This is a genomic window from Granulicella tundricola MP5ACTX9 (genome assembly GCF_000178975.2).
In the GTDB taxonomy this organism is placed as follows: domain Bacteria; phylum Acidobacteriota; class Terriglobia; order Terriglobales; family Acidobacteriaceae; genus Edaphobacter; species Edaphobacter tundricola.
Genome location: NC_015064.1, coordinates 1,538,691 through 1,550,566 on the forward strand (window position 1 = coordinate 1,538,691; position 11,876 = coordinate 1,550,566).

11 protein-coding genes are annotated in these 11,876 nt (G+C 62.1%); 8 read left to right on the forward strand and 3 right to left on the reverse strand.

Annotated elements, in window-relative coordinates; genetic code table 11:
- Positions 1-39 precede the first annotated feature (39 nt).
- Entirely contained in the window at positions 40-1,140 is a 1,101-nt protein-coding gene (gene ychF / locus ACIX9_RS06565; RefSeq protein WP_013579697.1) for a redox-regulated ATPase YchF, read from the forward strand.
- Between the two features lie 5 nt (positions 1,141-1,145).
- On the opposite strand, the gene ACIX9_RS06570 is transcribed toward ychF, so the two are convergent.
- Positions 1,146-2,513: a T6SS phospholipase effector Tle1-like catalytic domain-containing protein gene (locus ACIX9_RS06570; protein ID WP_013579698.1), complete on the reverse strand. Its 1,368-nt coding sequence runs from the start codon at positions 2,511-2,513 to the stop codon at positions 1,146-1,148.
- Positions 2,485-2,751, reverse strand: a complete 267-nt coding sequence (locus tag ACIX9_RS25655) for a hypothetical protein (protein ID WP_157477357.1) — start codon at positions 2,749-2,751, stop codon at positions 2,485-2,487. Before ACIX9_RS25655 ends, ACIX9_RS06570 begins: the two co-directional genes overlap by 29 nt.
- 107 nt (positions 2,752-2,858) lie before the next feature.
- On the opposite strand from ACIX9_RS25655, the gene ACIX9_RS06575 reads away from it, so the two are divergent.
- From ACIX9_RS06575 to ACIX9_RS06590, 4 genes are all read left to right on the forward strand, one after another.
- The gene (locus ACIX9_RS06575) at positions 2,859-3,827 is read left to right on the forward strand and encodes a quinone oxidoreductase family protein (protein WP_013579699.1); all 969 of its coding nucleotides are present in this window, start codon (positions 2,859-2,861) and stop codon (positions 3,825-3,827) included.
- Positions 3,828-4,001: 174 nt separating this feature from the next.
- Positions 4,002-6,242, forward strand: a complete 2,241-nt coding sequence (locus ACIX9_RS27330) for a TonB-dependent receptor (RefSeq protein WP_013579700.1) — start codon at positions 4,002-4,004, stop codon at positions 6,240-6,242.
- Between the two features lie 176 nt (positions 6,243-6,418).
- Positions 6,419-7,381: a vWA domain-containing protein gene (locus ACIX9_RS06585; protein ID WP_013579701.1), complete on the forward strand. Its 963-nt coding sequence runs from the start codon at positions 6,419-6,421 to the stop codon at positions 7,379-7,381.
- 109 nt (positions 7,382-7,490) lie between these two features.
- Positions 7,491-8,390: an SMP-30/gluconolactonase/LRE family protein gene (locus ACIX9_RS06590; protein ID WP_013579702.1), complete on the forward strand. Its 900-nt coding sequence runs from the start codon at positions 7,491-7,493 to the stop codon at positions 8,388-8,390.
- Between the two features lie 22 nt (positions 8,391-8,412).
- On the opposite strand, the gene ACIX9_RS06595 is transcribed toward ACIX9_RS06590, so the two are convergent.
- On the reverse strand, positions 8,413-9,264 hold the full coding sequence (locus ACIX9_RS06595; protein WP_013579703.1) for a hypothetical protein: 852 nt from the start codon (positions 9,262-9,264) through the stop codon (positions 8,413-8,415).
- A 187-nt stretch (positions 9,265-9,451) separates the two neighbouring features.
- Here ACIX9_RS06595 and ACIX9_RS06600 point away from each other — a divergent pair, with 187 nt between their 5' ends.
- The 3 genes from ACIX9_RS06600 (at position 9,452) to ACIX9_RS06610 (ending at position 11,824) form a co-directional block, all read left to right on the forward strand.
- Entirely contained in the window at positions 9,452-9,973 is a 522-nt protein-coding gene (locus ACIX9_RS06600; protein WP_013579704.1) for a cupin domain-containing protein, read from the forward strand.
- Between the two features lie 100 nt (positions 9,974-10,073).
- On the forward strand, positions 10,074-10,892 hold the full coding sequence (locus ACIX9_RS06605; protein ID WP_013579705.1) for a helix-turn-helix transcriptional regulator: 819 nt from the start codon (positions 10,074-10,076) through the stop codon (positions 10,890-10,892).
- 365 nt (positions 10,893-11,257) lie between these two features.
- Complete coding sequence (locus ACIX9_RS06610; protein ID WP_041597493.1) at positions 11,258-11,824, forward strand: TetR/AcrR family transcriptional regulator; 567 nt, start codon at positions 11,258-11,260, stop codon at positions 11,822-11,824.
- Positions 11,825-11,876 lie beyond the last annotated feature (52 nt).

The following is an 11,876-nucleotide window of genomic DNA, read 5'->3' on the forward strand; positions in this document are numbered from 1 at the left end:
TGATGTCGGCTTTCACTGGCCCATGAGAAACTAGACTCTATGCCCTTAAACGTCGGAATCGTAGGCTTGCCCAACGTAGGCAAGAGCACCATCTTCAACGCCCTCACCTCAGCCGAGGCGCAGGCCGCCAACTACCCCTTCTGCACCATCGACCCCAACGTCGGCGTCGTCCAGGTCCCTGACGCGCGCATGGATCGCATCGTCACCATGGTCAAACCCGACTCTATCGTCCCCACCACCATGGAGTTCGTCGACATCGCCGGCATCGTCGAAGGCGCGTCCAAGGGTGAAGGTCTCGGCAACCAGTTCCTCAGCCATATCCGCCAGACCGACGCCATCCTCCACGTCGTCCGCTGCTTCGCGGACCCTGAGGTCATCCACGTCGCCGGCGGCGTCAACCCGCTGCACGACATCGACATCATCAACACCGAGCTTCTGCTCGCCGATCTCGACACCGTGGAAAAGCGCGCCGTCAAGGCAGAAAAAGCCGCCAAGTCCCAGTCCGCCACCGCCGCCCAGAAGTCCGAGCACTCCGCCATCCAGAAGCTCCGCGAGGTCCTCAACGCAGGCAAGCCCGCCCGCGTCGCAGAGCTGGAGGACGATGAAAAGCTCATCGCACGCGACCTCTTCCTCATCACCGCCAAGCCCATGCTCTACGTCGCCAACGTAGACGAGTCCGCCCTCACCACCGGCAACGAATGGACCGACGCCGTCGAGAAACGCGCCAAGGAAGAGGGAAGTGAGGTCGTCCGCATCTGCGGTCAGATGGAGGCCGACATCGCCCAGCTCGACGCAGCCGAGCGCCAGGAGTTCCTCTCGGAGATGGGTCTCACGGAGCCCGGTCTCAACCGCCTCATCCACGCCGCCTACCGCCTCCTCGGCCTCTATACCTACTTCACCAGTGGGGTGCAGGAGGTCCGCGCCTGGACGATCAAGAAGGGAACCAAGGCCCCCGGAGCCGCCGGAGTCATCCACTCGGACTTCGAGCGCGGCTTCATCAAGGCAGACGCCTACCACTGCGAAGACCTCTTCCGCCTCGGCTCAGAGCAGGCCGTCAAGGAAGCCGGCCTCCTCAAGTCAGAAGGCAAGGAGTACGTCGTCAAGGACGGCGACATCCTCTTCTTCAAGTTCAACGTCTAGCCGCCCTATCCCTTCCGCCGCATCAGCAACGTAAGCCCCAGCCCGAACAGCACCGCCGCGGCCCTGCTCATCTGTGCCACGGCGTTGCTCTTCGCCACCTGCCCCGGTCGATATACCCGGAAGCCCTCCGCCTGCACCTTCGCTCTCACCTCGGGATGCAGCAAGGGTGTTCCTGAAGCCTCATACGGAACGGTGTCGTGCTGATTCAGGTTAGGCGGCTGGTAGTTGGCATCGGTGGTCAGCCGTTTCCACAGGCTCGGGTGGATCAGCGCATCGTTCGGGATCTCCCTGCGGTGCGGCCACGGCGACCACTGCAACTGTGGGTCTCCCTTATCGTCAAAGTACGTATGGGGAAACCACTCCAGCGGCTTCCACTTCCAGTTCAGCGATTCGTGCAGGCACACTCCAGGCAGCGCCGGCTTGTTCAAATCGCTCAAGCCCGGCAGCGCCGCATCGGTCTCCCCGAAGATCACCGTGCGCTTCTCATCGTTCTGAATCAGACCGTCAGCAACGGCTTCATCCAGCATCCAGCGCAGCGCATCCATCGCAGGCGCGGACTCGCTCTGCGAGTAGCTTCCACCCACATCGGAATGAACCCCTGCGAACCAAGCCTGCACGATATCCTGCTGCCGGTCCGCGGCATCGGCATAACACTGAGCCAGCACGGGCGTCTCAGCAGGGGTCAAAGGCTGCCCCCAGAGATTGTCCTGGAAGAAGCAGCGCCGCTCGTCCACCGAGACCGCATGCCGGCCCTTACGCATCACCGGGTTCTGCCCGTCGAACAGCAGCTTCACCGGGTCGTAGATCCAGCCCACGGATGAAACCGTATCCCACACCCCCACAAAGTGGATCGGCACCTGGCGCGAAAAGGTCTCACGAAACGCCATCGACTCAGCAGTCTCCTGCAACCGGCGTCCGTGGCGATTATCCCGTCCATAAGCCGCCTTGCTCTCCGTCGAGTACATCTGCAGCAGGTACGGCAGATGCCCTTCATTGCCCGGACACAGCAGCCCGAACATGGAGATCGCGCCAGCCAGCGCACGCACCGTGTACGCACCGCGAGAGAAGCCGAAGAGGTAGATCCGGTCGGCGTCCATCGGCCCGTCGCCGTCGTTGTACTGCGCCATCAGAAAGCGATACGCATCGGCAAGGTTATCCATGAACCCTGCGCCAAACGCCATCCCGTAGATCAGGCTCATCTTCTTGCCCACGCCAGTCTTGTTGGGATTGCCCATCGTCCCAACGCCCGGATGGTAGTACGCCACCTGCTCTTTATCCACCTTCATGCAGGTGTAGAGCTTCACCACGTTGGAGTTTGAGTCGCCAAACTCATTACCCGTTCCGTCACAGCAAACAACGATATTTTTCGGCATCGCGCACCTCGGCAGAGATCAGGAATAAAAGATTGCAATGAATACACCCCATTCCGCAGAAGAAAGAAAGCAGAAAATTACTCCGGCTGCAGCGCGACTCGATCAATCGTTTGATCTTCGCCATTCCGGCCCTCAAAGGAAGTCCCGGCCCTTCCGGATTCCTGTTTCGGTAAAAATCTACTGCCTCATCCAGGACAGGCCGAGACACCGCAGGCAACGCATTTTCATGCTGCGCCATCACCAGAAATGCGAGGCAGTATCCCCGCGCTATGGAACGTGTATCTTGTTGCCTAAGTCAAAAATAAGTTCGACATCATCAATTCTTCGGAGGCATACCAGGTAGCTATGCAGGCCATTCAGATTACCCAGACCGGCGGACCAGAGGTCCTCACCCTCACCCAACTCCCAGATCCCACCCCAACCCCCGGACAGGTCTCCGTCCGCATTGAAGCCTCCGGCGTCAACTTCATCGACACCTACTTCCGCGAAGGCCGTTACCCCGCCCAACTGCCCTATACCCTCGGCCAGGAGGCCGCAGGAACCATCGTTGCCTTAGGCGAAGGCGTCACCGGCTTCCACGTCGGGGAGCGCGTCGCCTTCAACGCTGCCACCGGCACCTACGCCGAGTTCGCCCTCGCCCCCACCTCCGCGCTCCTCAAGCTCCCGGACAACATCTCCGCCCAGCAGGCCGCAGCCGCGCTCGTCCAGGGCATGACCGCTCACTACCTTCTTCATTCAACGTTCGTCCCCCAGTACAACGACAAGATCCTGATCCACGCGGGCGCAGGCGGTACCGGCCTCCTGCTCATCCAGATGGCCAAACGCTTTGGCGCACACGTCATCACCACCGTCTCCACGGAAGAGAAGGCTGCCCTCGCTCGTGAAGCAGGCGCGGACGACGTGATCCTCTATACCCAGGAGGATGTCGTCGAGCGAGTCCACCAGATCACCGAAGGCACTCGCCTCCCCGTCGTCTACGACTCCGTCGGCAAGTCCACCTTCGAGCAGTCGCTCAAGTGCCTCTGCCCCCGCGGCACCCTCGTCCTCTTCGGCGGAGCCTCCGGCGCAGTCCCGCCGTTCGATCTCATCCGCCTCTCGCAGATGGGTTCCCTTTACGTCACACGCCCTACGCTCAAGGACTACGTCGCCACCCGCGAAGATCTCGAGCAGCGCGCCCGCGACGTCTTCCGCTGGGTCGCGGAGGGCTCCCTCAAGCTCCGCATCGCCCACACCTACCCCCTCGCAGAAGCCGCCCAGGCCCACCGCGATCTCGAATCCCGCAAAACCACCGGCAAGCTCCTCCTCCTGCCGTAGCACAAACACATCCGTGCCCCATCCATCGCAGGTCTCACCGCGATGGGTGGGAAGTAAGAGCCCCAAGCTGATAGCTCACGGCTCATAGCTGACAGCTGGAAGAAAACCTTTCGCCTCAGAATCGAACCGGCCCGCTCACCCACCACCTTCGCAAGAGTCGTATCCTCAATCCAGATGCGTCTCCTGCCCTTAGCTCTTCTCTCCCTGGCGGTCCCCGCCCACGCGGTCGTAGTCCAGGGCACCGTCACCGGCCCCTTCGGCCAGCCCGTCCCCGGCGCCCGCATTCAGCTCATTCAGCTCGGTGCCGGCACCCGCTCCGTCGCGGACGCAGTCTCCGGCGTCGACGGCGAATACGAGATCCGCACCGACGTCGCCGGCCGCTTCCTCCTCCTCACCGCCTCCCCCTACTTCGCCCCGCAGATCGGCGTCGATTTCTACGCCGGCCGCACCGATCTCGTCACCCGCGATATCACCATGGACCCATCCTCCCTCACCCCCCTCAAGACCACCCTCCCCAACAATCTGGACACACCCCTCGCGCAGCTCTCCACCCTCCTCACCCAGCTCCCCGCCGATCACCTCCTCACCCCCGCGCAGATCCCCAGCCAGCTCCCCTTCGCCCCCGCAACCTTCCTCGTCCAGACCGGCCAGCAAGGCCAGCCCGCGGCCTTGTACCTCCGTGGCGCAAACCCCGACGCCAACGCCGTCCTGCTCGACGGCCAGCCCATCCAGTCGCTCGGCGGAGCCTTCAACTACGGCACCTTCTCCACCACCGGCCTAGCCGCCTTGGCCAGCTCCGCGGCCGTCCAGCTGGCCCCCGGCCCCAACCCCACCGAAGCCCCCGCCGCGGAAGCCGGCACCATCGCCTTCGCCACTCCCCGAGCTTCCACCGCGCACCCCGCGCTGGACTACTCCGGCGACGCCGGCAACCTCCACGCCTGGCGCAACGAAGCCGCCGTCACCCTCACCCGTCGCCGCGCAGACCTCTTCGCCGCCTACTCCCACTTCAACATCTCCAACGCCCTCTCCAACGACCAGTTCAACACCGGCACCGCCGCCCTCAACGCCGGCTACAACATCGCCGCCAACACCAGCCTCCGCGCCACCCTGCGCCAGGAGACCAGCGCCGCCCCGCTCCCCATCGCCTACGATCTGGGCCTCACCCCCAGCACCCGGGACGCCGCCCAGAACCTCTACGGCACCTTCACCTTCGACACCCGCACCGCCGGCGGCTGGCACAATCAGCTCCGTTACGGCCTCGTCCGCCGCCGTGAGCAGCTCTTCGTCTACACCGAACCCGCCCCGCGCCTCGTCACCCTGCGCGGAGCCAACGGTTCGACGATCACCGGCCTCGCCACCTACCCCAACCTCCCCGCACGCGCAGACCAGGCCACTAACCGCGACCAGGCCACCTACCAGACCGACTATCCCCTCACCCAATGGCTCACCGGCCTCTTCACCTTCCGCTACCAGAATGAGCGAGCCCTCGACGCCCAGGCCGGCCTCGCTCCCAGTCAGCAGCAGGGAACACCAGCCCCCAGCTTCAGCAGCAGCTTCAACCTCACCAACCTCACCTTCGCCACCGCCTTCAAGGCAGAATACAAACACCGCCTCTTCGGAGAGGCCTCCGGCGATCTCAACCACTCCAACTTCATAGGCTTCACCGGCTCCCCCCGCCTCGGCCTGACCTATACGCCCGTGTACCTCGGCGCACGCCGCTTCCGTGGCACCTCGCTCCACGCCACCGTCGCCGCGTCCTCCCGCGAGCCCGGCCTCCCGGAGATCGTCTCCAAGGTCACCATTCCTGCGCGTTCCCGCACCCTGGACCTCGCCGTCGATCAAAACATCCTGGGTCGCAAGCTCATCCTCCACGCCGCCTACTTCCACAACCAGTTCTCCCACCAGACCGAGCAGCTCGCCCCCAACGCCCTCGCCCTCTCCGGCACCCAGGCCTTCCGCACCCAGGGCTTCACCACCGAGCTTCGCTACCAGCCCCTCGCCCGCCTCTTCATCCGCGGCGGCTACACCTACATGGCCTCGCTCATCGAGCAGTCTGCAGCAACCACCAGCCTCTACACACCAGTCGTCGGCTCCCGCCCCTTCCGTCGCCCCGCCAACACCGGCTACTTCACCATCCAGTACACCGGCCGAGCCCTCTCCGCCGGCCTCGCCGCCTCCCTCGCCGGCCGCTCGGACGACAGCACCTTCACCCCCACCCTCGCACTCCCCACCCATAACCTCGACTTCGGCTACACCCGCCTCGACGCCAACCTCAGCTACTCCGTCTTCCACAACCTCATGCTCTTCACAGACCTCACCAACCTCCTCAACGACCAGCACATAGGCCCCATCGGCTACCCCGGCCCCCCCCTCACCATCCGCGCCGGCCTCAAACTCCGCTTAGGCGGCGACTAGAAAGGAAAGCGAATCACAGAGAACACAGAGCAAAAAGAGAGAGTCTTCTCTGTGTCCTCGTTCTACCCTCCGTGTCCTCAGTGATTCGCTTTCCTCAGAAGGCAATCATATGCACGTCCCCGAACCCACCCCCCAGTTTCTGCGTCTAATCGTGTGAGGGCAAAGGACCCTCAACCATGCGCATGAAACTCCTCTCTGCACTGACCTTTGCCACATTGCTTCCCCTGGCTGTAGCGCAAGCCCAGCAGGAGGGCCTGGTCCCAACCCAGACCCTTATCCGTGTCGATTCCAAGAACCCCGCCATCCCCACCCTCGACACCACCAAGCTCGAAGTCAACAACCGTCAAGTCCAGCTCACCAGCATCCAGCCCATCCCGCCCACCGGCGTTCAGATCGCCCTCCTCATCGACGATGGCCTCCGCCGCAGCGCCGCCGTCCAGCTCGAAGACGTCAAGAAGTTCATCGAGACCCTCCCCACCGGCACCGAGATCCTCGTCGGCTACATGTCCAACGGAGGCGTCCGCGTAGCCTCCCAATTCACCACGAATCATGAGGATGCGGTCAACGCCATCCGCATCCCCTTCGGCATCCCCGGCATCTCCGCCAGCCCGTACTTCTGCCTGTCCGAGTTCGTCAAGCACTGGCCCGGCAACGACTCCTCCTCAGACTCAGGCCCCCGTTCCGGCACCAGCGCACGCTTCGCCATCATGATCACCAACGGCGTCGACCCCTACAACGGTTCGACCTCCGTGCTCAACCAGGACAGCCCCTACGTCGAAACCGCCATCGCCGACGCCCAGCGCGCAGGCGTAGCCGTCTCCTCCATCTACTACGGCGACGCAGGCATCCGTGGCGGACGCGCCAGCTTCAGCGGCCAGTCCTACCTCAACCAGCTCTCCCAGGCCACCGGCGGAGAAGCCTACTACCAGGGCATGGGCAATCCCGTCTCGCTCCTGCCCTTCTTCAAGGAGTTCCAGAAGGACATCTCCGAGACCTTCATCGCCACCTTCCAGGCCGATGCCGGCGCCATGGGCCGCACCCAGCTCGTCCGCATCAACGTCAAAAGCTCCATACCCAAACTCAAGCTGCGCCACGCCGACGTCGTTCGCCCCGGCAACCACGAAGCTCCGCAAGCCTAACCCGAAACTCAACCCACCTCAGCCGGACTCGCAAGAGTCCGGCTTTTTCACGTCTGCAACCCTGCTACTCTGATCCCGTCCCCACTTCCCCCATCAGGATCAGCATTCGATGCCCAGCTTCAGCGCCCGCAGCCTAGCCATCACCTTCGCCGTCCTGACCTCCATCGCCTCCGCCCAGGCCCCCGCCTCGGAAACCCTCATCGCCGACGCCAAATCCCAGCCTGAATCCCTCACCCTCGCGCCCAACGGCGTCCTCATCGTCGGCAGCGCCAGCAGCCCCTTCATCTACAAGCTCCGCCCCGGTTCCGCCACCGCGGAGAAGTTCGTCGACGCCACCGCCGAAGGCCCCGGCACCTTCTTCTTCGGCATGCTCGCCGAGTCCGCCACCAACACCCTCTGGTCCTGCCAGCTCACCCCCATCCCCGACACCAAACCCACCCGCCGCCGCACCACCCTTCGCGCCTTCGACCTCACCACCGCCGCGCCCAGGCTCCGCTGGACCCTCCCCGGTGAGACCAGCACCTGCAACGACCTCGCCCTCGCCCCCGCCCCCGACAAAGCCCTCTACTTCACCGACACCGCCAACAGCAAGATCTATCGCCTCGCATCCGGAGCCACCACCCCGGAGCTCTACCTGGAAGACCGCCTCCTCAACGGCGTAGACGGCATCACCTTCCTGGACGGCGTCCTCTACGTCAACAACGTCGTCTTCAACAAGCTCTACCGCATCCCCGTAGACGCCGCTGGAAAACCTGGTCGCCCCATCGACATCTGGATGGATCAGCCCGTCAAAGGCCCCGACGGCATGCGCTCCGCCGCAGGCAAGCTCCTCGTAGCGGAGAACGGCAGCGGCCGCATCTCCCTCCTGACCATCACCGGCGAGAGGGCCAGCGTAACCGTCCTCAAAGAAGGCCTGACGACTCCCACCGCCGTAGAACCCGCAGGCAATACCATCTGGATCGCAGAGCGCGGCACCGGCAAAGCCATCTCCATCCCAATGCCGAAGTAAGCCGCGCCCGTCGTCTGAAAGATTACGTCGCCAGCCCCAGATAGTGCATGAACAACTGATCCAGATCGGACGTAGCCGAGCAGGTTCCCAGCTGCGTATTGCGCTTGTAAAGGTACCGGTAAGACCCCACCGTCTCGTATGTCAGGTTTCCGCTATCGGCGTAGAACCGGATCGTCTGGTAGACCTCCTTGAAGAACGCCGGAGAGGGGTTCTGCGAAATCCACTCCGTCCGCGACAAGGTCGTGCCCTTCTTGATCTTGCCCGCCTTCGCCTTGTTGCCGAACGTATATCCGTTCATATGAATCCACTGCGGAATGGCGATCGTCATCCCATCCCTGTCATCCCTCTTACGCTTCTTCAGCGAAGCCGCGTTGTTCTGGTGATCGCGGTTCAGATCGTTTGGATGGGAGGGATCTGTCTCAAAGTAGGCCGGCGTCCCCGCAGTCCCCACCGCCCACGCTGTCGGTTTACTGTTCGTGGCCGTGGTCAAGTTACCCTTCTTCAGGTTCCCCGCGCCCCGCGCGTACGGACCGACATCGCCTTCCATCACCGGCTTGCTTTCACGGTCGAGCCGCTGGCGTTTCAGCGCAACCCCACCATCATGCACCACCAGCTTTTCGGTCTCCGAAGGCAGCCGTTTACCACCGTTCTTGAACCGGAGAAACGCATCATCGCTCACGTTGAGCCACTCTGCTGCAGAGCCGACGACGCTACGTTTCGTGGAGATAGTAAACGTCGTCAGCGCAGCCATTCCCGTAAAGTCCACGGCCGCCATCCCCGGCAGGGCCAGAAGATCGTGATTCGTGGAAGCGTCGCCTCCGTTCTTGCAAAGGTAGTAAACGTTGGCATCTTTGATCAGGACGGTAACACTCATTAGGCAGGCCCTCTTTCTCGCCTAATGGTATGCCACCCAGGTCAACCGCATCTGTGAATCCCGCAAACATCCGGACCCGAAAACATTTCATCGATCGATCAGACCCGGATCTCTCAATCAGACCCAACCCACCTCTTCCCCTGCGTTCAGATAGTTCAAGCGTCATCGCAAAGGAAGAAGGAAAATCATGAACACACTCAAAGCCTACAAAAGCTCTCCCACTCTCGAAAACTCCACCTGGTACAAGGGCATCCTGGTCAGCCAACTCGCCGGCGGTTCAGATACAGGCGGCGCATTCGATCTCGTCGAATCCAGGATGAAGCAGGGAACCGAGCCACCGCCGCACATCCACGACCGTGAAGACGAGCTCTTCTACATCCTCTCCGGCGAGCTCAAAGTCTTTGCTCAGGGCAAGGTCCTCACCGTCAAAGCCGGAGAGTCTGTCTTTCTCCCCAAGAAGGTTCCCCACGCCTATCTCATCCAGTCCGAGGAGTGCCACGTCCTCGCCCTCATGACCCCCGGCGGCTTCATGAACGCCATCAACAACATGAACGCCCCCGCCCGCGCCATGCAGATCCCCTCGGACATGGAGACCTACGCTACCGCCGACCTCACCGACACCATGGCCGTCTTCATGAAGTATGGCCTCCGCATGCTCTCTCCGGATGAGATCGCAGAGCATCTCCCCGGCTATCCAACCACCCGCTGACCGCCATTCTTCCTCACGCGAACCCCCGTCCTGCCCGCACGAAGCGTAGGCTTGAACACATCGTCGGAATTCGCAGACTCCGGACAGACGGAGGTTCGCCATGGTCGAAGAGACTGGCCTGCAACTGCAGCATCTTGAAAGCTTCATCAATCCCGAGCCGACGTACTACATGCAGCACCAGCAGTCGTTAGCCAAGGTCCTTTCACCCGGCCGTTACCAGCACGGCATCATCCGCAACAAACTCATCGACTACTCCTATGCCGCCGGCGATCTCATCGTCTGCAACCGAGGCATCGACGAGTTCGTCCGCTGGGACAGCGACATCAGGATCCTCAAAGTCGATCTCCCCGACGAAGCCTTCCGCGCCATCGCCAACGAAGCCGGAGCCGACTCCGTCGAGATTCACAGCAGCACGCACTTTGAAGACAAACGCGTCGCCGCCCTCATCGCCGCCATCCAGGCCGAGGAAGAAGGAGGAAGCCTCTCCGGTCGCCTGTACATGGACTCCATCGCGCAGGCCCTCGCGTCGGCGCTCGTGCAGCTTCGCGGCAATCTCAAACGAAGCCTGCCGCACTACCACTGCGGCCTCACCCCAACCCAGCTCGCCCGGGTCAAGCATCTCGTCTACGGACGCATCGATCAGGAGATCTCGCTTCAGGAGATGGCAACCGCCGCCGGTCTGAGCGCCAGTTACTTCAACCAGATGTTCCGCAGGTCCACCGGCCAGCCCGCCCATCAGTTCGTCCTGAACGCCAGAGTCGAGCACGCCAAGGATCTCCTCAAATCCCCGAAGCTGCGCATGCTTGACGTAGCCATCAGCTGCGGCTTCCGCACCTCGCAGCACTTCGCCCGGGTCTTCCGCTCCATCTGCGCCGTAACCCCAACCGAGTACCGCAGAGCCCTCGGCATCCGCTCCTAACCACACAAGCACACATGATCCTCTGCCTCTGAGCAGACGCGGTCCTGCGCCCGCAATCCTTCATCACCCACGCACGAACTTACATCTGCATGTTCGGAATCCAAAGTTCCCGCAAGTTTTTACATTCCCAGCATGAGACGACTGCCGCATAAGTTGCCGGAGTTAAGTACTCCTCAAATTCGAAGAGCCTCGTCTCAGAACTGCGCGAAGAGTGGTCTGAGCCTGTCGATGAGTGCATTGGCCTGACATCACCACTTGAGAATGCTCGCGGTGCGGTGCGTCAATCCAGTCCTAACGGGATAGTAGGACTTTTGAAATTGAGGTTTTATTGACTGGCTAGACGGTTATGAACTATGCTTTTGCTTATGACCAGGGTACGGAGCGACGACAAGCGCAGTGCCATTCTAGCCGCGGCTACGCAGTTGATCGTGGCACAGGGATTGAGCGCGCCTACGATGAGAATCGCCAAAGAGGCAGGCATCCCGAATGGCTCACTGTTTACCTATTTCCCAACCAAAGCAGACCTCTTTAATCAGCTCTACCTCGAACTCAAGAGCGAGATGGCTGTCGCCGCAATCGAAGGCGTGCAGGAGAGTGAATTCTCCCGGGAGAAATTTTTCAAGGTATGGCGGAACTGGACGCAGTGGGCTGTGTCCTTCCCTGACAAGCGCAAGGCACTGAGCCAGTTGAACGTTTCTGACGCGATTACACCGGAGACGCGTGCTGCGGCACACAAGGCAATGCGCCCCCTGGGAGCGTTGATGGAGGACTGCCGTGCAGCAGGGCCAATGAGCAAAGTCCCAATGGGTTTCGTTGCGCTGCTGCTGAATTCGGCAGCGGACGCGACGATGGACTTTATGAGTCAGGAACCAAAGCACGCGAGGAAGCACTGCATGGATGGGTTCGATGCTGTGTGGCGCATGATGATGTAGTTTTTTGCCACACAGCCTATAACTGTCTAGCCAGCCATTACAAGGAGAAAGC